Here is a 23,537-nt window from a genome sequence, read left to right as displayed (position 1 = left end):
GTCATCAAGGGCTTCGGACGCCCGCTCGCCGATCCCGGGCCCGCGCCACCCACGCTGCGGGGACCCCGGCCACGAGACCGACCATCTCGACGACCGACCGCGTGAGCACGATCGGCGCACGCAGACGCGAGGAGGTCGAGCCGTCCCCCTCGGCGCCGGTAGCACGCTCCCAGAACACCCTCAGGTAGGAGCGCTGAGCGACGATGGCCGTCCTCGCGTAGCGCCGCAGCATCGGGCTGGCCCAGCCGAAGACCCGCGCGAGCAGGACCACATGGTTGCGGCGCGAGTAGTACAGGTAGCGCCGGTCGAACCGCTGACCACCAGTGGTGTACGGCGCTGCGACGTGGCGGACGACAGCCGCCGGCGCGAAGACGAGTCGCCCGCCGCGTAACCCTAGACGGAGCGAGATGTCGGACTCCTCGCAGAGGCACGTGCCGGGGTAGTTGCCTCGGATGCCCCCGATCTCCTGCAACGCCGAGCGTCGGAACGACATGTTGGCGCCGAGGAGGTGGTCGACGTCGACGACCTCGTGCGGATCCGCGCCGAAGTACCCCGTCAGCGTGCCGTCCGGACGCAAGCGGCCGATCTCGTCCAGGCCCTCGACGTCCTCCCCCGGGATGCCGTTGACGGCACGGCCGCCGACCCCGACGACCTCCGGATCGGCGTACGGTCGCACAAGCTCGTCGATCCACTCGGGGTCCACGTAGGCGTCGTCGTCGATGAAGGCGACCACGTCGCCGGTGGCTCGGGCGAGTCCCAGCTGCCTCGACTCGGGCATCGTCCCCCGGCCGAGGGCGTGCCGGACGTAGTCGACATCCGACATGTCCGTGACGACGGCCGCCGTGTCGTCGTCGGGCGACCCGTCGACCACGATCACCTGCGCGGGGCGCGTGCGCAGGCGGGCGAGATGGGCCAAGCACTGGGCCACGTACGTGGGCCGGGCGAAGGTGATGACGATCACGCTCACCGTCGGCGAACCGTCTTGCGCACGGTTCGGGAGCTCGACGGCCATCACACGATGTCCGCGAAGCGCCGTTCGAACTGCTGGAACACCAGGACGCCGCCGGCCAGGACCAGGGGCGCGAGCACCGCCGCTCCCACGAACTGCCATGCCGGCGGCGCCGGCTGCCGAAGGAGCGTGTAGCGGAAGAGCTCGAGGTACCAGGTCAGCGGGTTCGCCTCGAACCACAGCTTGAGGCTCGACGGCACGGCGTCCAGCGCGTACGCGACAGGTGACGCGAAGAGCAGCACTTGGATCAGCCAGGGCAGCACGTAGGCGACGTCGCGGTAGCGGACCATCACGGCGGAGGCCGCAGTGCCGATGCCGAGCCCGAACATCAGGAAGAGCAGAGCGACGACGGGCGCGAGCAGCACCTGGAAGCCCGGGTTCACCCCGTAGACGACGAGCAGCACCAACCCGAACAACAGTCCGACCACGAAATCGACGACCGAGGAGAGCACGGATGCTGCCGGGACGATCAGGCGAGGGAAGAACACCTTCTGGATGAGGGCCTGGCTGCCGACGACCGATGCGGCCGAGCGCGAGAGCGCCGTGCTGAAGAGCGTCCAGGCCAGCATGCCCATGTAGGTGAACAAGAAGTACGGGACGCCGGCACTGGACAGCCCTGCGACGCGGCCGAAGACCACCGAGAACACCGCGGCCGCCGCCAACGGCTGGACCACGACCCACGCGACCCCGACAGCGGTCTGACGGTAGCGCAGCAGCACGTCGCGCATCCCGAACTGGAAGAGGATCTCGCGTGCGTTCCACAGCTCGCGCCAGTGGGGGACGCTGAAGCGCCCCGGCGGCGTGATCACCACTGTCTCGGCCACGTCAGCTCACCTTGTACTGGAATCTCGGAAAGACCAGACCGCTCTCGAACGCGTCGTCGGTCGCGAACTCCGGATAGGGGTTGTGGGGGTAGACCTCGAAGGCCGCAGCACCTTCCCACGAGTCGAGGACGACGCGCCCGCAGACGAACACGTCGATCGTGTAGCGCCCCGGCTTGAGCCATGGCGACGTGATTCGCAGCTCGACGGTGTTGTCTGTCGTCGGGTCGTACCACCCGCCGACCAGCCGCGAGTCGCACTGCAGGAGCACTGTGCCGTTGACGTCGTTGACGTGGCACGAGACGTAGTAGGGCGCGCTCTCGGCAGGGTGCGGTGGCACGTGCACCGTCACGACCTTCTCGTCCTCCGGCTCGTACTGGTCGGCCCCGACCTGGACCTCGGCGGCGCGGATCTCGCCCGACCCCGGCCGGGCTGACGGGTCCGACTGCTCCACGGCGAACTTCTCGTAGGAGCGTCGGTAGAGATCGAGCGCGCCCTCGACGTCACCGTGGTAGGCGAGCTGACCGCGATCGAGAAACATGGCCGACGTGCACAACGAGAGGACCGTCTGCGGCTGGTGGCTCACGAACAGGACGGTCCGCCCCTCCTTCGCAACCTCTCTCATGCGACGGAGCGACTTGGCCTGGAAGTCGGCGTCGCCCACCGCGAGCACCTCGTCGATGGCGAGGATCTCCGTCTCCAGGTGGGCTGCGACGGCGAACGCCAGCCGCACGTACATCCCGGACGAGTAGCGCTTGACGGGTGTCTCGAGGAACTTCTCCACCCCGGAGAAGTCGACGATCTCGTCGAACCGTGCGCGGATCTCCTTGCGCGTCATCCCCAGCAGGCTGCCGTTGAGGAAGATGTTCTCGCGGCCTGTGAGCTCTGGGTGGAACCCCGTCCCCACCTCGAGGAGCGAACCGACGCGGCCCGCCAGCTCGATGCGGCCGTCCGTCGGAGGCGAGACACGCGTGAGGATCTTCAACAGGGTCGACTTGCCCGCGCCGTTTCGTCCGATGATCCCCGTCGCCGAACCCCACTCGATGTCGAAGGTGAGGTCGTCGAGCACCCGGAGCTCGGACGCCGCCCCGCGACGACTGGGGTTGCGCACGAAGCGCAGCGCCGCCTCGACGGCGGTGGCGCGTGAGTCGGTACGGCCGATCTGGAACGTCTTCCCGAGTCCGACCGCCCGGACGGCTGGCTGGTTCGGGGGCACGACAGGAACGATAGGCGACCCGCGGAGGTCTCCGTGCCGACGGTCCGGGTGAAAACCCCGCTCGACGTGGCCGTCGACGCAGGATGGGTCGCTACCGTGTGAGCGCGGCGACGCGCGGCCACCGCTGATCACGGGAGGGGCGGCAGTCCATGACGGGCAGTACACGGGGCGCAGGAGAGCCGCTCTTCTCCGTTGTGATCCCCTGTTACAACTACGCACGCTTCCTCGAGCGCGCGGTACGAAGTGTTCTCGACCAGGACTCCGTCCAGGTCGAGGTGATCATCGTGGACGACTGCTCGACGGACGACAGCCTGCGGGTCGCACAGCGGATCGCGGACGGCGACGGGCGAGTGCGAATCGTCGTCCACGAGACCAACCAAGGACATATCCGGACGTACAACGACGGGCTGGCGCAGGTCGGCGGTGACCTCGTCGTCCTCCTGTCCGCGGACGACCTCCTCACCCCGGGGGCGCTGCGACGAGCACAGGACGCCTTCCTCGCAAACCCGGATCTCGCGTTGATCTACGGCCCGGTCGATGTCTTTCGGGATCGACCCACTGCGGTCTCCGACGCCCCGGGCCATGCCCACGTGATCAGCGGCAGCAGGTGGGTCGAGCAGGTATGCCGGCTCGCCACCAACGTGATCTACAGCCCTGAAGCGATCATCTCGCGGAGCGCACTCGATGCCGTCGGGCCGTATCGGGAGGACCTCCCCCACACGGGGGACCTCTACTACTGGCTGCAGAGCGCGCTCCACGGCTCGGTCGTCAGACTGAGCGGTCCTCCACAGGCGCACTATCGAATCCACGACAAGAACATGCATCACACGCGATACAGCCAGCTCGCGGACCTCTCCGAGCGGCTGCGCACGTTCCGGATGGCGATCCCGCCAAGCAGCGTGGGCCTGCGACGGGCCGTCGAGAAGCGGATCGCGTCGCACGCTGTCTGGACCGGCCTCGAGTGCGTGGCCCGCAACGAGAGCGAGATGTCGGTCGAGTTCCTCGCGCTGGGCCAAAGCACGCGACCGGGGAGCTCATCGCTCGCGCAACGGCTCCTCGCCCGCCTCGTGCAGGACGATCAGTCTGCGCGCACACGGCGAGCTGTGGGCCGACTGTGCTATGTGCACATGCGCGGTGGGAATCTCGTGCGGAAGACTCGGCGCTACCTGGGAAGCGCATGACGCTTGCCATGAGGACCACGACGTCGACCGGTCGCTGGCCGTCGAGAGCTGCTTGAGGAGACACATGCCCGCCTACTCGAGGCGCCGCGAGACCATCGTCTGGATCGCGGGGTGGCCCTTGTGGCGACAGCGCGCCCGGCGACGGATACTCTCGCGCGCCGCCGTGCACGTCGACGACCACGCCGAGGTCTGCGCTGGCCTGTTGATCCGCGATGTCGGGCCACTGACCGTGCCGCGAGGTTGCTACCTCGGCCCACGGATGACGATCGACACGTCCGGACCGATCGTTCTCGGAGAGAACGTGGGGATCGGGGACAACGTCAGTCTTGTGACGGGCGCGCACCGAATCGGTGCGCCGGACGGCCGGGCGGGTGAGCACCACGCAGAGGGAATCACCATCGGCACCGGCACCTGGATCGGATCAGGGGCCATGGTCCTGCCGGGAGTGACTATCGGGCCCGGTTGCGTGGTGGGTGCCGGGGCCGTGGTTACGAGCGACCTCAGAGCCCACGGTCTCTACGTGGGCGTGCCGGCTCGTCACGTGCGTGATCTCCCCCTCGATGCTGTTTCCCAAGAGCCCCCAACGACTGACGGCATCCTCGTCTGACGCGACCGGCGGTCAACGGCGTCGTCGGAGCGCCGCCCCGAACGTGCTTCGCTTGACGCGCTCGCGCGCAGCGCTCGCTGCGCGTGACGCGGTGCGGCTCACCCGCGCCGAGAGCCGCTGCGAGGCAGGTTCAGCCACTCCGACCGACGCCACTTCTCCCGCGAACCTGCTGCGGAACTCGGTGTCGACCTTCGACGACGACAGATCGGCGTGCGCCGCGATCCGGTCACCGGTCGCCCAGTTCGTCGTGATCGCGTAGAAGTGGCCGAGCCTGAAGCCGGGCGCGCGGTCCATCCTGACGCCGACCACCCCGTGGATCCCCAGCTGCGCCACCGCTGGGAGGCGCGACGGGACGACACACCACTTCGGGTCGGTCGGTTCCCTCTCGACGCGCTCAAAATATGAGTCGCTGTGCCGCGGTCGCCCAAGGACTGCGCCCGGTGCGGGATGGAGGAGCGTGCTGGGCACCGACAGTGCACCAGAGCGCGAAGCGGTCGTCGCGTCGAACACCGAACGGCCCTCGGGGTCGAGCATCAGCTCGTCGATGTCCGCGTTCACCATGCCTGCCGCCCGACGAAGCAGCCGCCACCTCGCGTGCTCGAGCGCGCCGTGCTGCGCGTAGTTCGAGTCCCACGTCCGATACGGCTCGAAGCCCTGCGGGCCGTACGTGAACGGCCACTCCACGACGGCTGCGACCGCAACGCCCACGGTACCGGCGAGCGTCTCGACGAGGTCGCCCGTCGAGTACGCCGTGGATCCGTTGTCGTACACGACGAGGGCATCGGCACCGTGCCGCTGCGCGTACCAGCCCGCCCAATACCGGATCCACTCCAGGTCGTTGTCTTTCGACAGCGTCATGACTGCACGCCTCCCAGCGAACGCTCCCGCGAGATCGGCACCGACCTCGATGTCGTCCGGGCCTGCGCCAGCACGGATGCGGAGCGGCCCGTCCGACCTCGGGGACGACGCCCAGAAGCGTCCGAGACGATCCAGACCCTTCTCCGAGGCGAAGTGCACCCCCGACCCTTTGGAACCGAAAGCCGGCGTGACGACGGCGTCGTCGACCACGGATTCCAGGCCGTGAGCGGGCGGACCGACGGCCAAGACCTTCCGCCCGCACCGGAACACGTCGTAGAACACCGTGCTGTCGTCGAACTTCTCGAGGTAACCAGCTTCTTGGCGCTCGGGCGGCCGAGGAGGCACGCGTCGATGTGGTGACGTCGCGATCAATGCGTGGGGGCGGACGAGCACCTGCAGCGCCGAGGACATGCTGCCGACACTAAGGTCCCGCAGCGACACTGGGATGCGGGCGGCATGGGTGATTTTCCGACGAGCTGTGGTCACGTCGCCCACGCGTCTTCCGGGCGCACCTAGCATGACCGGGTGCGTGTCGCCATGTCCTCGTTCCGGTTCAACCACGAAGGTGGGATCGAGCGCGTCTCTTACGAGCTGGCTTCGCGCCTCGCAGAGCGGCTGGACCTCACCCTCGTCGCCACCGCGGTCGATCCGGAGCCCGAGCCACCCCTGACCTGGCTGCGGGTGCCGGCGCGCACCCGTCCGTCCTTCATGGTCCCGCTGACGTACTCCGCTGCGGCAACCCGGAGCGTCACGACGCGGGCTTTCGACATCGTCCACAATCAGGGCGGCTGCGCTGCGCGCTCCCAGGACGTGATCACCGCGCACAGCTGCCACCGCGCATGGTGGGACATGAAGCTCCACCACGGCGAGGTCGTACGGGCGCTGGCCAACCCGTTCCACCACGCCGTCCTCCACGTCGAGCGGAGCAACTACCGGCCGAGCCGCTTCCGCCGTGTCATCGCGGTCTCGCAGAGCGTCGGGCGAGAGCTCACGCATTTCTACGACGTCGACCCCGACCGCATCACCGTGATCCCCAACGCGGTCGACACGGCCCGGTTCCAGCCGCCGGACGCCGCTGCACGACGGGCGGAGGTTCGCGCCCGCCACCAGTTCTCGGACGACGACGTCGTGCTGCTCTTCGTCGGCAAGGAGTTCCGGCGCAAGGGGCTCGCGCCCGTCATCGACGCCCTGCCGCACCTGCCCCCGAACGCCCGGCTGCTCGTCGTCGGAGGCGACGACCCCGCGCCCTTCCGAGCCCGTGCCGCACGGCTCGGGGTTGCGAGCCGGGTGGTGTTCGCGGGTCACACGTCGTCCGTCGAGTCCGCGTTCCAGGCCGGCGACGTCTTCGTGTTCCCCACGACCTACGAGGCGTTCGGGCTCGTGGTGCTGGAGGCGGCGGCGGCCGGCCTTCCAGTCGTCGCCACACCGCTCGGGGTCTCGGAGGATCTCGTCGTCGACGGCCGCAACGGCGCGATCGTGGACCATGACCCCGTGTCGATCGTGCGTGCCCTCGCACCGATCGTGGCCGACCGTGACATGCGGCGCCGGCTCGGAGAACAAGCTCGCAGGGATGCAGCGCGACAGGCCTCGTGGTCGCAGGTCGCGGACCGCACCTACGACGTCTACCAGCGCGTGCACGAGGAGAAGCTGGCCGGTCACATCGTCACCTGACGCGGCGCACCAGCCCTGGTGTGGTCAGCCCCGGAGCCGCTCGCGGACGAACTGATCCACGGCGAAGCGCTCACCACGGTTCAGCCCCGAGGCCTCTGCCGCGCTCGCGACGACCGCACGGAGCGAGCCGTCATCCGACCCCGGCACCAGTCCGAACACGCTCCGGAGCCCGTCACGGCTCTCGGCGAGCATCCCCAGCGCTTCGGCACGTGCCATGAAGTCAGGCGCCTTGCTCACCTGCTTGTCATGGATGCGATAGGCGATCCCCGGACCGCCCCAGCGCGCGATCCGCACACCTGAAGTCGCCGCGCGCAGCCACAGGTCGTAGTCCTCGGCCACGCAGTCGCGGTAGCCCCCGAGGCTCTCCAGCACGTCCCGGCGGGCGAACAGCGTCGGATGGTAGAGGTTGTTGCCGATGAGGAGCAGCAGCCGGACCGCCGCCGGTGACGCCGTGACCGGGAGACCAGGTCGCAGCGGGTGACGCGCGTCCCGGAAAGGCACGACCTGGGTGAACACCATCGGTGCGTCGTGGCGTCTCATCACTCGGCGCGACGCTCGGAAGCGCCACGGCATTGCCACGTCGTCAGCGTCCATCATGGCGATGAACCGGCTGTCCGTCCTGTCGACGAGAGCCTGACGCGCCATGGCCGGTCCGAGACTCGTCGCCTCCGAGAGCACGCGGACACGCCGGTCTGCGACACGCCGGACGACGTCGACCGTGGCATCCGTCGAGCCGTCGTCGAGGACGACCAGCTCCGCATCCGACGGGAGGGCGCGGACGGTCGACCGCACGGCGGAACCGACGGTCTCCTGACCGTCCTTGACGCACAGCAGGACGGAAAGCTCTGGCACAGGCACTCCTCGGAAGGTACGCGATCGTATCCTCACCGACCGTGTCGCTCACGTCCCGCCAGGTCGCGGGTGAAATGAAGGCGGACGGTCGGGAGAGGCGGACGAGTAGGCGAGAATCCTCCCCATGAAGGTCCTTCGCGTGTCGCACAGCGCGGTCGTGGACGCGTGGCGCGAGCGCGAGCGCGAGCTGCGGTCGCTCGGGGTCGAGGTGGCGCTCCTTACGGCCCGCTCCTGGCCCGAAGCCGGTTCCGTCGTGCGCGCCGAGGCGCGGGACGGAGAGGACCTGCGGTCCGCGCGCACCTGGGGCGACCATCCGGCGTTGTTCGTCTACGACCCCGTGGCCGTGTGGCGCGCCGTACGCGGCTCGTGGGACCTCGTCGACGTGCACGAGGAGCCCTACTCCCTCGCCGCCACGGAGGTCCTCGCGCTGGCCTGGCTCAGCCGACTCCTGCACCGCCGCCCGCGCCCACGGCTGCGCTACACCTTGTACTCGGCGCAGAACCTGCGCAAGAAGCACCCCGTCCCGTTCCGCTGGATCGAGCGCATCCTCCTTCGGCACGCCTCCGGCCTGAGCGTCTGCAATGCCGAGGCCGGCGAGATCGCGCGCGAACGCGGTCTCGTGCCGGCACCGGACCTCATCCCGCTCGGGATCGATCCGGATGCGATGTCTCCGGGCTCCAGCCCGCGCGAGGCGGACGACGGGGTCGTCCGCGTCGGCTTTGCCGGGCGGCTGGAGGAACGGAAGGGCCTTCGGGTGCTCCTGGACGCCGTGGCCGGCGACAACCGGTTGGAGCTCCACGTCGCAGGAGACGGTCCGCTCCGGGCCGAGCTGCTCCAGGCTCCCCGCACGACCTGGCACGGCTCGCTGGCCGGCGCTGCGCTCACCCGCTTCTACCGGGACCTCGACGTCCTGGCCGTCCCGTCTCTGACGACGCCGACCTGGGTCGAGCAGTTCGGCCGGGTTGTCGTCGAAGCGATGGCGTGCGGGACTCCCGTCGTCGTGAGCAGCTCCGGCGCGCTCCCGGAGCTCTTCGGCGACGCGGCGCTCGTCGTACCTGAAGGCGACAGCGAGGCTCTTCGGTCCGCGCTGCTGCGTGCAGCCACCGACCGCGCCGGCGCGCTCCGCGACGCCGGTCTGGCCTGCGCGCGGCGGTGCACGTGGACAGAGGTCGCGCGACAGTACCTCCACATGTACGAGCGGGCGGTCGGGCCCGGCTCGGCAGGTTCGCCCGTGCCGACGGCAGGACGCCGTCCGCGCCCGGTCGAGGTGATCGTGGTCGCGTACCACCACCCGGAGATGCTGGCCCGGGCGCTGTCGCCGGTCGCCGGCACCCTGCCCACGACCGTCGTCGACAACTCGTCGAGTCCTGCGGTGCGCCACGTCGCGGACGACGCCGGCGTGATCTACCTGGACCCCGGGGCGAACACCGGCTTCGCGCGAGCGGTGAACCTCGCCCTCGCCAACCGTCTCGCGCCCGACGCTGACGTGCTCCTCCTCAACCCCGACGCGGAGGTCGACCTCCGGAGCGTGGAGGCGATGGGACTCGCGCTGGAGGCCGACCCTCGCCTCGCCAGCGTGGGCCCCCGGCAGGTGGACGACGACGGCGTCCCGGCACGGGTCTCGTGGCCGTGGCCCTCACCGGGGCGCGCGCTCGCCGAGGCGCTCGGCCTCGGCCGTCTGTGCGACCGTGACGATTTCGTCATCGGCTCCGTGCTGTTGCTGCGAGCCGAGGCGATCCGCGACGTGGGCGGGCTCGACGAGCAGTTCTTCCTCTACGCGGAGGAGACCGACTGGGCGCGGCGGGCGTCCGACCGAGGCTGGCGGCACGCCATCGTCCCGAACGCGTCCGCCGTGCACGCCGGCGGGGGCACGAGCGATCACGAAGGGCGACGGATCACTCACTTCTACGCTTCACAGGAGAAGTACTTCCGCAAGCACTTCGGCGCGCTCGGCTGGCAGGTGGCGCGATCCGCGCAGGTCGCAGGAGCCGCCGCCCGTGGACTCCTGCTCACCGGACAGCGCGGCGCGGCGGCACGTGCTCGCGCACGGATCCTCGTCTCAGGCCCGCACCGCACCGAGCGTCGGCTGCTGGGGGGCCGATGGCCGTGACCAGCCGCCTCGGCACCGCACGGATACCGGTCGTGCGCATCGGCGCATGGACGACCACGGCTCTCGCCGCGGTAGCGGTGCTCGCCGCTATCGGCTGGGCGCTGCCCGCCGACCGGATCGTGGCCGTCGCGCTCGTGTCCCTGGTCGTCGCCGTCGGGGCGTCACTGCTCGACCCGATGGCGGTACCGCTCCTGTCGATGCTCGGGATGATCGTCGTCCAGCGGGTCGGCGGTGGTGTCAGCCTCTCTCTCAGCGACTTCGTCCTGTTCGGCGCCACCTGGGTCGCCCTGGCACTGGGGCCCCGACCCTTCTCCCGGCCCATGCGCGCGCTCCTCTGGATCTCGGCCTTCTACCAGCTCACGACCCTTTTCACCGTGATCGCGAACCCGTACACGGCCAACGTCGTCGAGTGGTGCCACGCGTGGATGCTCGTCGCAGGCGCCCTTGTCGTCGGGTGGGCGCTCGGGCGCTCCGGACACGCGTCCGCAGCCCTGGCACTTCTCTTGGCGCCCTGCGCCGCCATCGCCGTCGGGACGCTCTTCACGTGGCTGACGCAAGCAGCGCGAGGCGACTTCGGCGCCGTCTACCTGTTCTGGCCGTACGGCATGCACAAGAACTACATCGGGACGACGCTCGCGTTCGCCGCGGCTGTCATGTACGCACGGCCCCCGTGGCTCCGCTGGCCGCGCAACCTCACTCGGGCGCTCTTCTGGCTCTTCGTCCTCGCGGTCGCGGCCTCGCAGGCGCGCCAGGCGTACGTGAGCCTGGCGGTCGGCCTGGTGATCCTCATGCTGCGCCCAGGGCAGGGCGTCCGGCACTCGCGTTGGGTGCTCGTGCCGATCGTGGTGGCCGTCGTCTTCGTCCTCACGAGCACGCACGAGCAGGTCGACAGCGGCAACCAGTTCAACTCCACGTACCAGAGGCTCAGCTGGTTCCAGGACTCGCTCACGGTGTGGCGCGTCGCACCATTGTTCGGTGTCGGTCTCCGATGGTGGTACACGGGCAAGTACTTCTCGTTCCAGCCGCCGAACGCCGAGCTCGAGGTGCTCTCGTCGACCGGAGTCGTCGGGCTCACGGGGTTCGTCGTGCTCGCGATCGGGGGCCTGTGGGTGCTCTGGAAGGTCCGCGCTGATTTCGGCACCGTAGCATTCACGGTCGTCCTGATGCGTCTCGTCCAGGGGCAGCTCGACCTGTTCTGGGTCGCCGTCAGCGTCTCGGTCCCGTACCTGATCGCCGGCGTCTGCGTCGGCGCGGCCGCGCTCGCGGACGAACGCGGAGACCTCCCACCCAGCCGCCGCGCCAAGGGACGACACCACGTCCCGCCGCCCGAGCTCGCGCCCCCGTCCTACCGACCGACGACCACGATGGTGAGCCCGTGAAGATCCTCCACGTCATCCGATCGTCAGGCTTCGCCGGAGCCGAAAGGCACATCGCAGTGCTCGCATCAGGTCAGCAGCAAGCAGGGCACGACGTCCGCGTGGTCGGCGGCGAGCCCGTCGCCATGAGATCGGCGCTGGTCGACGGCGTGGAGCTCGTCGTGGCGGGTGACCGCGTGCTCCCGGTCGCGAGGGCCGTGCACCACGCGGCGGACGGCGCCGACGTCGTGCACGTCCACATGACCGCCGCCGAGATCGCCGTCTCGTTGGCGGGAACGGTCCGCCGAGACTTCCCGCCGGTCGTCGCCACGCGGCACTTCGCGGCACCGCGTGGGCGTGGGCCGCTCGGACCGCTCGGTGCTGGCGTCGCCCGTCGTCTTGTGCAGGAGCAGATCGCGATCAGCAGGTTCGTGCAGCAGTCGATAGACGGCGGCTCCGTCGTGGTGTACGCAGGCACCGAGGACCAGCCCGACAGCTTCCCCCAGCGCACCCGGCCCCGCCAGATCCTCATGGCGCAACGCCTGGAGCCCGAGAAACACGCCGACCTCGGCCTGGAGGCCTTCGCCCGAGCGGGTCTCGCTTCTGACGGCTGGACGCTCACGATCGCCGGCGACGGGACGGAGCGAGCGAGCCTCGAACACCAGGCGTCGCGCCTCGGCGTGGACGGTTCGACCGAGTTCGTCGGGCGCGTCTCCGATCTTCCGGATCGCCTCGGGCAGGCGGCAATCTTCCTCGCACCCACGCCAGGCGAGCACTTCGGCCTGAGCGTGATCGAGGCGATGGCGGCGGGCACCCCGGTGGTGGCCGACGGGTCGGGAGGCCATCTCGAGTCGCTCGGGACGGTGGGGAGTGCCGGCCTCTTCGCGTCGCGGGACGCCGAGGCCGCAGCCGCCCGACTGCGACAGCTGGCCGACTCCGAGTCCGACCGCGACCTGCTCGGTGCCGGGCTGCAGGCACGCCAGCGGGAGATGTTCACGGTCGAGCGTCAGGTCACGGCGACCGACGCCGTCTATCGTCAGGTGGTCGCGCGATGACTCCGCGCGCGCTCGTCGTCACGTCGCTCGAGGCTTGGGACGATGTCTGGCGCCGCAACCAGCACCTCGTGGCCCGCCTGCTGCGCCACGACCCCGAGCTGACCGTCCTGTTCGTCGAGCCCGCTGTGGACGCGACGCACGAGATGCGTCGGGAACGGCGGATCCGTCGCGGCGCAGGGCTCCGCAACGGCCCGATGCTCAAGGGTGTCGCCGGAAGCCGGCTCTGGCTGTACCAGCCCACCAAGCTGCTCCCCCGCCGGGTGGACCCGGGATACGACGCGCGCAGGGCGCGAGCCATCCTGCGTGCAGCCGAAGCGGTGGGTGCGCGGCGCCCAGTCATATGGATCAACGACCCGAGCACCGCCGCGCTGCTCGACGCAGGGCTCCCCACGCTGTACGACATCACGGACGACTGGACCGCGGCCTCGCGCTCGAAGAACGAGCTGACGAAGACGATCGCCTATGAGGAAACCCTGCTCGAGCGGGCGGCCGAGGTCGTGGTCTGCTCCCCCCACCTCGCGTCCCTCAAAGGGCGGACCCGGGCCGTCCACCTGGTGACGAACGGCGTGGACCTCGCCGCCTACGAGGCCGATCAGCCTCGCCCCAGAGATCTGCCCCCAGGACCCGTCGCCCTCTACGTCGGCACCCTGCACGAGGACCGGCTGGACGTCGAGCTCGTGTGCCGGACCGCTCGACAGATCGGCGGCAGCGGCTCCCTCGTGCTCCTGGGGCCCGACGCGCTCGAGGAGTCGTCACGTTCCGCGCTCGTCGACGCCGGGGTCGTCCTCCTTGGGCGGCGCCCGCACTTGGCGGTCCCGGCATATCTCCAGCAGGCCGACGTCCTCGTCGTCCCGCACGTCGTGGACGCCTTCACGGAGTCGCTCGATCCCATCAAGCTCTACGAATACCTCGCTGCGGGACGGCACGTCGTCGCGACGCCCGTGGCAGGCTTCCGTGACCTCGACCCAGACCGTGCCACGATCGCCGACCGGGCCCGGTTCGCCGACGCTGTCCTGGCGGCCCTGGAGCAGGATGCTCCCCGCCTCGTGCCACCGGACGGGCTCGCGACCTGGGACCGTCAGTCGCGGCTCATGGCGGAGGTGGTGGCTCGCGTCGCTTTGTCAGGCGCCGAGCGCGCGCCTTAAGGCATCGACGACCCGTACCTGCTGGTCCTCCGTCAGGTGGGGATGCATCGGCAGCGACAGGATCTGTGCCGACGCCGCTTCGGCGACCGGGAATGCCCCGCGGCGCAGACCCAGCCCTGCGTACGCCTGCGTCAGGTGCAGCGGCGTCGGGTAGTGGACACCGGTGCCGATCCCCGCGCCGGCCAGGTCTGCCAGCACCCGGTCGCGGCCCTCGACGCGGACGACGTACAGGTGCCAGGCGTCGTCGTTGCCCTCCCTGGTCGTCGGCACGCGGACCGGAAGGTCGGCGAGCAGCTCGGCGTAGCGGGCGGCTGCGGCTCGGCGCGCAGCGTTCCACGTCTCGAGTCGTGCCAGCTTCGCCGACAGGACCACGGACTGGATCGCGTCGAGCCGCGAGTTCATGCCGACGACCTCGTGGTCGTACTTCTGCTCGCTACCGTGCTGCGCGAGCACACGCACGTCCCGTGCAACCCGGGAGTCGTCGGTGAATACGGCTCCTGCGTCACCCGCAGCCCCGAGGTTCTTGCCCGGGTAGAAGCTCGTGGCCGCCGCCGCCCCCAGGGTCCCCGCTGCACGTCCGTGACGCCGAGCCCCCTGAGACTGTGCGGCATCCTCGACGACCGGGATCCCCGCGTCGCGCGTCCGCATCAAGACCTCCTCGACGGGGGCCACCTGACCGAAGAGATGGACAGGAACCACCGCAGCCGTGCGCGGGCCGATCGCCGCGGCGCAGGCCTCGGGATCGATCAACAGGTAGTCGTCGTCCACGTCCACGAGGACGGGCGTCGCACCGATGCGCGAGACCGCCTCGGCAGTCGCGATGAACGTGTTCGCGGGTACGACGACCTCGCTCCCCGCTCGGACGCCGACCGCTCGCAGCGCCAGCTCGATGGCGTCCGTGCCGTTGCCGACGCCGACGCAATGACTCACCCCGACGAACTGCGCATAGGCCGCCTCGAACGTCGCCACGTGCGGACCGCCGACGTAGCCGGCGGTCCGGAGAACCTCCTCGACACCCGGCAGGACCTCGTCGGCCACCTCGGCGAACTGGGCGGCGAGGTCAACGAAAGGGATGTTCACAGCGGCCTCCTGGTGGATCGCGCAGTGTCGAGTGCGCGGGCGGGAGCTCCGGCCCACGTCTCGCCCGGGGGTAGGTCCTGGAGCAGCACAGCGCCCATGCCAAGGACTGCGTCACGGCCGATCGTCAGACCCTGCCGGACGGACGCGGCCATCCCGAGGTACGCGCGCTCCCCGACGACCACCCCTCCGCCGAGCACCACACCCGCACAGACGGTCGTGAAGTCGTGCAGCACGTCGTCGTGCGTGAGCACGGCCCCCGGCATGGCGACGACGTGCTCGCCGACGACGACGTCGGCCGTCAGCACGACGTTCGCGAGGAGGATCGAGCCTGCGCCGACGAGGCACCCGTCGGCGACGGACGCGGCGGGGTGGAAGACCGCGGCGAAGCGCTCGCGCTCGATGCCGACCGCGGACAGCCGCGCGACGAGGCGCTCGCGGACAGTGCCCCGCCCCGCACACACCACGAACGTCGTGTCGCCACCCCAGGTCACCGCCGACTCCACCGGTCCGACGACCGGCAGACCCCCGACCTCGCTCCCCCACGATGACGGATCGTCGTCGAGGAGCGCGACGACGCGGTCGTCCCCCGCTGCGCGCACGGCTGCAATCGTTTCGCGCGCAAGCCCTCCGGCGGCGACGAGGACGATCTCAGCCATGCGCGGTGGGGCGCGTCGGGTCCGTGAGCGCCTCAAGCACCCGACCTTGCTCGTCCGCGGTCATCTCGTGGAACAGCGGGAGGATCAGGGTCGAGTCGCTGAGACGCTCGGTGACGGGCAACGGCGCCGAGCCCGTGTCACGACCAGCGTGCGCCGGTTCCCGGTGGGCAGCCATGATCCCGCGGCGGGCCGAGATGTCGCGCTCCGCGAGGTGGGCGAGCACCTCGTCACGGGTCAGCGGATACTCCGGCTCGATCTCGACCCAGTAGGACTGGAAGTTCGAGGTGCCCCACGCGGGGTCCCTGACGGGGCGCAGCCCGGAGACTCCCGCCAACCCTTCGGCGTAGCCTGCGGCGATCTCACGCCGCCGCGCGACGGCTGCGGGGAGCCGCCCGAGCTGGACGATCCCGAGCGCGGCCTGGAGGTCTGTCATGCGGTAGTTGTACCCGACCTCCAGGTACTGCTCCGCGACTGCGAGCGTGCTCGAGTGCCGGTCCGCGGCCGACACGCTCATCGCGTGCTCCCGCAGTCGCCGCGCGCGGTCTGCCCAGCTCGTCTCGCTCGTCGTGATCATGCCCCCCTCCCCCGTCGTGAGGATCTTGCGAGGGTGGAACGACCAGGCCGTCACGTCCGACCGACGTCCTACAGGTGCCCCGCGGTACGTCGATCCGGCAGCGCACGCAGCGTCTTCGACGAGGACGATGTCTCGCGGAGCTGTGACCGCGCGGATCGCGTCGAGGTCCGCGGGCACCCCACCCTGGTCCACGACGACCACTGCCCTGGTGCGTTCGGTGAGCGCCGCGGCGACGGTCTCTGCCGTGACGTTACCGGTCGTCGCGTCCACGTCGGCGAAGACGGGACGGGCCCCCACGTAGACGGGAGCGTTGGCCGTCGCGACAAAGGAGAACGACGGGACGACCACGTCGTCGCCGCGGCCCACCCCGGCGACGACGAGCGCGAGATGCAGCGCCGTCGTGCACGACGACGTCGCCACGGCGTGCTCGATCCCCTGCGCACGCGCGAACGCGTCCTCGAACTCGGCCACGCGTGGCCCCTGTGCGACCCACCCCGAGGCGATGACGGCAGACACCGCATCGATCTCCTCAGGACCGAGCCACGGCTTCATGACGTTGATGCGGCTCATCCCGGCCTCCTGGTCAGCTCTTGAGCGTGCGCCCGGCGGCGATCGCCGCGCGTTGCGGACGCCACCACTCGACCAGGCCGCGCAGCCCCGTCTCGAGATCGGTCGTGGCCTCGAAACCGAGGTCTCGGCGGGCGGAGTCCGTGTCTGCGAGGCGACGAGTCACGCCGTTCACGGCCCGCTCCGGGCCGAACTCGACGGGCAGGTCGGAGTCCATGGCGCGGAGCAGGGCCTGCGCCAGCTCGAGCAAGGAGGTCTCGGTCCCGCTCGCGATGTTGTAGACGCCCTCCGTGACTCCGCTCTGCGCAGCGAGCACGTTGGCCCGTGCGATGTCGGGGACGTACACGAAGTCCATCGTCTGGCTCCCGTCACCGAAGATGAGCGGGGGCAGACCGTCGGCGATCCGCTCCATCCACCGCACCAGGACCTCGGTGTACAGCCCGTGGACGTCCATACGAGGGCCGTAGACGTTGAAGTACCTCAACGTCACGTAGTCGAGCCCGTACATCGCCTTGAAGCTCCGCAACATTCCTTCGTTGAAGGACTTGGCGGCACCGTAGAAGGTGTCGTTGTTGTGGTGATGGTGTCGCTCGCCCGTCGGGAACTCTTCCGCGAGACCGTAGACCGACGCGCTCGACGCGGCAACCACCTTGTCGACACCGTGCGCCGCAGCGGCCTCCAGGACGGTGAACGTGCCGTCGACAAGCACCTCCAGCGCGAGTCTCGGTTCCTCCGCGCACTGTGTGATCCGGATCGCGGCCTGATGGAAGACGACGTCCTTGCCGCGCGTGAGGTCGTGGACGAGGTCACGGTCCGCGAGGTCTCCCTCGACCAGGTCGGCTCGGCCCGAGACGAGCGCGTCCGTCAGGTTCTCGCGCCGCCCCCGCACGAGGTTGTCGAGCACGTCGACGTGACCGACACCCGCCGCGAGCAGATGGTCTACCAGGGTCGAACCGATCGTCCCTGCACCACCGGTCACCAGCACCGAAGCACCCTCGAGACTCGTCACGCCACCATCCCCACCTTGTCGTCTGACTGTTGCATCTTCACCAACGTGCCCGCCTGCAGCAGGCTCGTCGAGCCGGCCTCGAGGATCCCGAGGACGCGCGCGCCGGCATGACCGTCGGTCCTCGCCGCCCGCCGCTCTCGGATGCTCGCCGCGAACTCGTCGACCATCGCAGCGAGCGCTTCGCGTTCGGGCAGCGCAGGCGACCACGTGTCGCCGAGCCGGTACGACACGGTCGCCGCGGCCCGCTCGTCTCCGCCACGCCGCGCGAGGTCGACGCCACGGTCGTAGACGCTGAGGCGCTGCTGCGGGTTCAGGTCGTCCCACACCAACGTGCGTTCGCTCCCACCGACCACCATCTGTCGGATCTTCGTCGGGCTCATCCAGTTGACGTGGACGTGTGCGATCGCCCCGTCCGGCAGCGGCAGCGTCAGGTATGCCATGCATGCCTTCCCCGCACCCAGCGGGTCCGCGCCGTGCGCAGCGACGCCGACCGGTCGGAGCCCACCGGGGAGGATGAAGTCGAGGATCGAGAGATCGTGCGGGGCCAGGTCCCAGAGGACGTCGACGTCCGGCTGGACGATGCCGAGGTTGATGCGGACCGAGTCGATATAGAGGATGTCGCCCAGGACTCCGTCGTGCACGAGCTCACGGATGCGCTGTACGGCGGGCGTGTAGCAGTAGGTGTGGTCGGTCATGAGCACGAGACCTTGCTCCTGCGCGAGGTCGACCATCTCGCGCGCCTGGACGCCGCTCTCCGCGAGTGGCTTCTCGACCACGACGTGCTTGCCGGCCCGGAGCGCGGACATCACGATGCCGTGATGGGTGCGAGCAGGGGTGGCGATCGCCACAGCGTCCACGTCGTCACGCGCCAGCAGGTCGTCGACCGATCCCACGACGTCCACGCGTCCCACCGACCGCGCCAGACGCGACGCGCGGTCCAGGTCGAGGTCACAGAGCGCGACCAGGTCCCACGCGCCGCTCGCTGCGAAGTTGCGGGCGAGATTCGGACCCCAGTACCCCGCGCCGACCACGGCGACGCCGAGCCGGGGCGCGGCGTCGTCGCCCGTGCCGTTGCCGTGACCGGGCACGTTCACTCCTTCTCGAAGACGAGGTCGACCCAGTAGTTCGCCGCAGAGGTGCCGTCGGGGAAGCCTGTGCCGTACGTGTACGCGCCGCCCGTCGCCGACGTCGTGAGGTCGCCCTGGGACCGCGGCTGCGCGAGCCCACCGACCGTCACCCCGTAGTGCCCCTGTGGCGCGTAGTACGAGATCACCAGGCTGGTGCCCGCGGTCACGTGGACCGGGGTGTCGAGCGTGATGGTCTGCCACCCCATGGCCGTCTCGTTCGCGATCGTCCCCGACCCGAGTCGGGCTCCTGATGCGGACCAGACGTACCCGACGTGCGCTCCTCCGTTGCCCAGGCCCTTGTAGAAACGGACACCGGTGACCGTTCCGGCCGATCCGACGGTCACCCTGACGCCGACCTGCACCGGACCGTTGTCCGGCCAGCTCGCCGAAGCGGGCTCGTCGGTCGTCGCCCAGAGACTTTGCGGCCCGGTGACGACTGCCGCTGCCGTCGTGAAGGTCCAGCTCCCGACCACGGTGCCGTCTTCCGTCGTGACCTTCGCCGTGTACTTCGTGGCCGGCGACAGCTCGCCCGCGGGAGTGAACGTCACAGTTCGCGATGACGTCTCGAACGTGCTCACTCCGTCCACGCCCCCGGACGCGCTCGACAGCGCGAGGGCGGGGGTGGCGCCGACGGGCGCCGCGGACAGCACAGCCGTGACCGTCGACGACGTGCTGACGCCGGCCGCGCCGGCCGCGGGCGTCATTGACGTCAGGCTGGGCGCCGGGTCGTCGTCGAAGACCACGTCGACGAAATAGCTGGTGGAGCTCCAGGAGTACTGGGGGAAACCGCCTCCGTAGACGTAGACGCCGTTCTCACCGCCGGGCGCCGTGAGCGGGCCTACCGTGCGTGCGGCCGAGAAGTAACCGGACGTCGCAGCGTAGCCACCCTGCGGCGCGAGGTACGACGCGACGTACGTCGTCCCGGCCGTGACCTTCACCGGCTCGTCGAGGGCAGCGGTCTGCCACCCTGTTTCGGTCTCGTCCGTGAAGGTGACGCTCGCCAGCTTCGTACCGTCGGAGGTCCACAGCGTCCCCACATGTGTGCCGCCGTTGCCCGGGCCCTTGTAGAACCGGATCGCGGAGACCCAACCGTCGACCTGCGGTGTGAACCTCGTGCCGAGCTCGACGGTGGAGTGGTCGTCACCGACGCCCGCCACGTCCGGGACGGCCGCTGCGAAGAGCGAGCACGGGCAGTCTCCCGCCGAGGCCGCAGCCTTCACCGTAAAGGACCAGGTCACGTCGGGGACGACCACGCCGTCGACGGTCTTCGCGCCGTGGAGGGACGCCGTATAGGTCGCACCTGCCGCGAGGCGCGCGGCGGGGACGAAGGCCACCGTCAGGGCGTCCGACGACAGCGACGACGTGCCCGCCACGGTGCCGCCTGCCGCGTCGACGACTGTGAGCTCGGTCCCGCCGGCGAGCGGCTCGGATGCCGTCGCCGCGACAGTGGTTCCCGCCGCCACGTCGTAGGCGTCGCTCCCCGGGGTCGTCGACACGACCTGAGCAGCAAGCGGTCGCTGGAAGACGACGTCGACGAAGTAGTTCGCAGTCGACGACGTGTCAGGCATCCCAGACCCGTACGTATAGCGGCCCGCGGAGGCACGCGTCACCAACGGGGGCGCCGAGGTCGCGCTCGCGAGGCCTCCGACGGTGACTGAGTACATGCCACGGGGGGCACTGTAGGCCGCGACGTACCGTTCGCCCGCGCGCACCGGTACCGGTGTGGCGAACGTGACCGTCTGCCATCCCGAGCTGGACTCGTCGGTGAAGGTCGCAGACGCGAGCAATGATCCGTCCGCGGCATAGAACGACCCGACGTGCGTCCCGGTGTTGTCGGGGCCCTTGTAAAACTTGACTCCCGTGATCGTGCCGTCCTGCGTCGGTGAGAGCTCGACACCCAGCACGACAGGTCCTCGGTCAGGGTCCTCGACGACGTCGGGGACGGTGTCCGGCGTGAAGAGCGAGCACGGGCAGTCGGCGCCCGAACTGTCCGGCTTGGCCGTGGTGAAGCTCCACGTCCTTCCCGTCGTGAGGGTGGTGCCGTCCACGGAGGTCGCCTTCACCGCCACGGTGTAGGTCACCCCCGGCGTGAGCGCAGAGGACGGCGTGAAGGTCGCGATCCGACTCGCAGCTGCGTAAGAGGTCGAGCCGGCGACGGCGTTGCCGGCCGAGTCGCTCACGGCGACGGAGACCGTTGACGCGTCGACGGGCTTGGAGAACGTGGCGGTCACCGTGGAGCCGGTTCCCGCACTGGTCGAGTCGGCGACGGGCCACTGGTCGGTCACCGTCACCGGCGAAGCGTCGGACAGCTCGAACACGGGGTCGACGTAGTAGGTGGAGTCGTTGTACGACTGCGCCGGGAACGTGCCGATCGACCCGAACGTCCCTGCCTTGGCGGCCCCATAGCCCCCCTTCACCGACAGGGGCGGCGCGTCTCGACCCACGAGGGAGTACTCCCACGTCTTCGACGAGTACTGGCCGCGGGGGTCCGAGTACGACACCACGTAGGACGTGCCTGCCGTGACGGCTGCAGGCGAGCTGAACGCCACGGTCTGCCAGCCCGTGTCGGACTCGTCCGCGAAGGTCGCCCGCGCGATCAGCTGGCCGTCGGACGACCAGAGCGAGCCCACGTGGGTGCCCAGGTTGAAGCGACTCTTGTAGAACCGGACGCCAGTGACGTAGCCGTCGGAGTCCGGTGTGAAGCGCAGCCCGAGCTCAAGGGCGGAGTTGTCCGAGTTGTCGACGTCGGGCGGGGTCACGTCGCCGTAGACGCTGCACGGGCAGGAGGTCTGGAGCGACACGGACGCGGCGGCCCCGATGTTGGCGCTGTCGTCGACGGCGCGAACGCGGAGCGACGCGGTCGACGAACCGGACTGCGTGTACGTGTAGGTCCAGGCGGCGCCGCCCGACGCCGGGTGCCAGGTCTTGCCGCCGTCGGTTGAGGCCTCGACACCAGCGACCACCCCGCCCCCGCTGTCCGTAGCCGTCCCCGTCGCCGTGACGACCGTTCCGTTGGCGATGTTCTTGCCGGTCGTCGGGCTGGTGATCGTGACGGTGGGCCCAGTCGTGTCCGTCGAGCCTGTCGCCCGGACGAGGCCCGAGGCGATCGTGACCGGCTGCGCGCCCATGTCGGCGAAGATGTTGACCGTGGCCTGGCGCATCCGGGGATCGGCCGGCGCCGTCGCACCGTCGTGGTCGGCGTCGAGCCCCCATGCCCACTGGATCGATCCTGTCGAGAAGACGAGGGCCCCGCTCGGCGCCTTGTAGAGCGTCGTGTTGTGCACGGTGTGACCCAAGCCGGTCACCATGCCGAAGTCCTGGATGTAGTGGGTGAGGTCACCCTCCGTCGTGGACAGATGGATGATGCCATCAGGGCGGAAGCCGTTGTCCTGGTCCTCGTTCGACTCGTAGCCGATCGTGTGCGGAGCGAGGGTGACCGACTGCCCGGCAGTCATCGTGTCCAGGCCCGTTCCTCGCCAGAACCGTTGCTTGCCCTCGGTGGCGGACACGGTCACCGGGAGGTCGGTGACGTCCGAGACGTACAGCGTGCCTGCGAGTGCGTTCTCGGGGATCCCTGCCCCCTCGGACTGCGGCGCGTACTCCGGGTCGCGGTAGGTGCCGGTCCACTCGTTCGCGGGGTCGATCTTGCCGTAGGACCACGTCTCCTTGTAGGAGACCAGTGTGCGGTAGTCGGATCCCGGTTCGTACCGCGTCCGCCAGTACGTCTGGTTCCCGCTGAAGAACGCCAGGTTCACCCCGGCGTCTCGTGCAGCCTCGACGTTCTTGCGCTGCTGGCCGGACCAGTACTCGTCGTGCCCGGACGACAGGAACACCTTGTGGTTCGTGAGCAGGCTGCCGTACCGGTCGGTGTCGACGTCGGACTGGTACGTGACGTCATAGCCGTTCTGCTCGAGGAACCGGACCATCGGGTACTCCGCCGAGAAGTAGAAGCTTCGGTCCTCCACGGTCCCACGGGTGATGATCGGCCTGTTGTAGCTGATCTTGTAGGCACGGCCGTTCGCCGCGCCCTCGTAGAAGTCGGACCCTCCGTACGAGTTGTAGGCCTGCCACGTCGTGTCCGACGTCTGGACCACGATGTCGGCGTGGCTCGAGTTGTCCCGCACGTCGAAGATGATGTGGCTGGCACCGCCCGTGTCCGTGCGCTGGAGCCGCGCGACGTACACGCCGGACACCGCGTCGGCGGGAACCTTCCACGACGCCGACACGGACCAGTCGCCGCAGTCCGTGAGCTCGGTCGTCTGGTCCCACAGGCAGGCGGGCTGCTCCTGCGGCAGCGTTGCCGACGGCTGGACGGTCGCGATCTTCCGCGCCCCGTCTCCGCCGTAGTACCCCGTACGGAAGATCGTGATGCTGTAGGCGGACGCGTCCGTGTCGACCTTGAAGTTGATCGTGTCGCCGTCTTGAACGCTGACCTGGTCGGCGAAGCCCTGGATGCTCGAGTCGCCCGCGCCCGAGATGTCCCACTGGTCCTCCGGCGTGCCGGGCTTCGAGTTCTCGCAGACAATCGCATTGGAGCTCGGCCCGCACGGGTCGTCAGACGCGGCCGCAGGGAGGATCGGCAGCAAGGCACCGAGGGTCAGCAGGGTCGCTCCTGCTGCGATCAGCCGCCGGGCGACTCGGCTC

General features: G+C 69.8%; 18 protein-coding genes. 7 read left to right on the top strand and 11 right to left on the bottom strand.

Annotated elements, in window-relative coordinates:
• Nucleotides 1-4: 4 nt before the first annotated feature.
• From CLV34_RS07955 to CLV34_RS07945, 3 genes are read right to left on the bottom strand one after another with little or no spacing between them, the layout of a single operon-like run.
• On the bottom strand, nt 5-961 hold the full coding sequence (locus CLV34_RS07955; protein ID WP_157803754.1) for a glycosyltransferase family 2 protein: 957 nt from the start codon (nt 959-961) through the stop codon (nt 5-7).
• A gap of 50 nt (nt 962-1,011) precedes the next feature.
• A complete protein-coding gene (locus CLV34_RS07950) occupies nt 1,012-1,833 on the bottom strand; it encodes an ABC transporter permease (RefSeq protein WP_100349701.1) in 822 nt (273 codons plus the stop codon).
• Between the two features lies 1 nt (nt 1,834).
• Nucleotides 1,835-3,046, bottom strand: coding sequence for an ABC transporter ATP-binding protein (locus CLV34_RS07945; protein ID WP_211289374.1), 1,212 nt, complete (start codon nt 3,044-3,046; stop codon nt 1,835-1,837).
• 149 nt (nt 3,047-3,195) lie between these two features.
• Here CLV34_RS07945 and CLV34_RS07940 point away from each other — a divergent pair, with 149 nt between their 5' ends.
• Both CLV34_RS07940 and CLV34_RS17205 read left to right on the top strand, forming a co-directional pair.
• The gene (locus CLV34_RS07940; protein WP_100349700.1) at nt 3,196-4,227 is read left to right on the top strand and encodes a glycosyltransferase family 2 protein; all 1,032 of its coding nucleotides are present in this window, start codon (nt 3,196-3,198) and stop codon (nt 4,225-4,227) included.
• A gap of 64 nt (nt 4,228-4,291) precedes the next feature.
• The gene (locus tag CLV34_RS17205) at nt 4,292-4,834 is read left to right on the top strand and encodes an acyltransferase (protein ID WP_100349699.1); all 543 of its coding nucleotides are present in this window, start codon (nt 4,292-4,294) and stop codon (nt 4,832-4,834) included.
• A gap of 12 nt (nt 4,835-4,846) precedes the next feature.
• On the opposite strand, the gene CLV34_RS07930 is transcribed toward CLV34_RS17205, so the two are convergent.
• Nucleotides 4,847-6,103 (bottom strand): hypothetical protein, encoded by a 1,257-nt coding sequence (locus CLV34_RS07930; RefSeq protein WP_170044620.1) that lies wholly within the window; start codon nt 6,101-6,103, stop codon nt 4,847-4,849.
• A 114-nt stretch (nt 6,104-6,217) separates the two neighbouring features.
• Here CLV34_RS07930 and CLV34_RS07925 point away from each other — a divergent pair, with 114 nt between their 5' ends.
• On the top strand, nt 6,218-7,363 hold the full coding sequence (locus CLV34_RS07925) for a glycosyltransferase family 4 protein (protein ID WP_100349697.1): 1,146 nt from the start codon (nt 6,218-6,220) through the stop codon (nt 7,361-7,363).
• Between the two features lie 24 nt (nt 7,364-7,387).
• Here CLV34_RS07925 and CLV34_RS07920 read toward each other — a convergent pair whose 3' ends face one another.
• Nucleotides 7,388-8,215: a glycosyltransferase family 2 protein gene (locus tag CLV34_RS07920; protein ID WP_157803752.1), complete on the bottom strand. Its 828-nt coding sequence runs from the start codon at nt 8,213-8,215 to the stop codon at nt 7,388-7,390.
• A gap of 124 nt (nt 8,216-8,339) precedes the next feature.
• Between CLV34_RS07920 and CLV34_RS07915 the strand changes: the two genes are divergently transcribed.
• The 4 genes from CLV34_RS07915 to CLV34_RS07900 are packed head-to-tail and all read left to right on the top strand — an operon-like array spanning nt 8,340 to nt 13,880.
• Nucleotides 8,340-10,325: a glycosyltransferase gene (locus tag CLV34_RS07915; RefSeq protein ID WP_100349695.1), complete on the top strand. Its 1,986-nt coding sequence runs from the start codon at nt 8,340-8,342 to the stop codon at nt 10,323-10,325.
• Between the two features lie 32 nt (nt 10,326-10,357).
• Nucleotides 10,358-11,704 carry an O-antigen ligase family protein gene (locus CLV34_RS07910; RefSeq protein WP_157803751.1) on the top strand — a complete coding sequence of 449 codons (1,347 nt, stop codon included), beginning with the start codon at nt 10,358-10,360 and terminating at the stop codon, nt 11,702-11,704.
• Nucleotides 11,701-12,735, top strand: a complete 1,035-nt coding sequence (locus CLV34_RS07905; RefSeq protein ID WP_342747212.1) for a glycosyltransferase family 4 protein — start codon at nt 11,701-11,703, stop codon at nt 12,733-12,735. Before CLV34_RS07910 ends, CLV34_RS07905 begins: the two co-directional genes overlap by 4 nt.
• Nucleotides 12,732-13,880, top strand: coding sequence for a glycosyltransferase (locus tag CLV34_RS07900; RefSeq protein WP_100349692.1), 1,149 nt, complete (start codon nt 12,732-12,734; stop codon nt 13,878-13,880). The genes CLV34_RS07905 and CLV34_RS07900 overlap by 4 nt, the downstream gene beginning before the upstream one ends.
• Here the strand turns inward: CLV34_RS07900 and CLV34_RS07895 are convergent.
• The 6 genes from CLV34_RS07895 to CLV34_RS07870 are packed head-to-tail and all read right to left on the bottom strand — an operon-like array spanning nt 13,857 to nt 23,479.
• Nucleotides 13,857-14,960 carry a DegT/DnrJ/EryC1/StrS family aminotransferase gene (locus tag CLV34_RS07895; protein ID WP_100349691.1) on the bottom strand — a complete coding sequence of 368 codons (1,104 nt, stop codon included), beginning with the start codon at nt 14,958-14,960 and terminating at the stop codon, nt 13,857-13,859. The genes CLV34_RS07900 and CLV34_RS07895 overlap by 24 nt on opposite strands.
• Complete coding sequence (locus CLV34_RS07890) at nt 14,957-15,616, bottom strand: NeuD/PglB/VioB family sugar acetyltransferase (RefSeq protein WP_100349690.1); 660 nt, start codon at nt 15,614-15,616, stop codon at nt 14,957-14,959. The genes CLV34_RS07895 and CLV34_RS07890 overlap by 4 nt, the downstream gene beginning before the upstream one ends.
• Nucleotides 15,609-16,760 (bottom strand): DegT/DnrJ/EryC1/StrS family aminotransferase, encoded by a 1,152-nt coding sequence (locus CLV34_RS07885; RefSeq protein ID WP_100349689.1) that lies wholly within the window; start codon nt 16,758-16,760, stop codon nt 15,609-15,611. Before CLV34_RS07885 ends, CLV34_RS07890 begins: the two co-directional genes overlap by 8 nt.
• A gap of 13 nt (nt 16,761-16,773) precedes the next feature.
• Nucleotides 16,774-17,766 (bottom strand): NAD-dependent epimerase/dehydratase family protein, encoded by a 993-nt coding sequence (locus tag CLV34_RS07880; RefSeq protein ID WP_100349688.1) that lies wholly within the window; start codon nt 17,764-17,766, stop codon nt 16,774-16,776.
• On the bottom strand, nt 17,763-18,854 hold the full coding sequence (locus tag CLV34_RS07875) for a Gfo/Idh/MocA family protein (RefSeq protein ID WP_245859091.1): 1,092 nt from the start codon (nt 18,852-18,854) through the stop codon (nt 17,763-17,765). The genes CLV34_RS07880 and CLV34_RS07875 overlap by 4 nt, the downstream gene beginning before the upstream one ends.
• A gap of 2 nt (nt 18,855-18,856) precedes the next feature.
• Nucleotides 18,857-23,479, bottom strand: coding sequence for a DUF4082 domain-containing protein (locus CLV34_RS07870; protein ID WP_170044619.1), 4,623 nt, complete (start codon nt 23,477-23,479; stop codon nt 18,857-18,859).
• Nucleotides 23,480-23,537 lie beyond the last annotated feature (58 nt).

It is taken from the genome of Luteimicrobium subarcticum (assembly GCF_002798015.1).
Lineage (GTDB): Bacteria > Actinomycetota > Actinomycetes > Actinomycetales > Cellulomonadaceae > Luteimicrobium > Luteimicrobium subarcticum.
The sequence above is the reverse complement of the archived record's forward strand: the minus strand, read 5'-3'. Positions and strand labels throughout refer to the sequence as shown.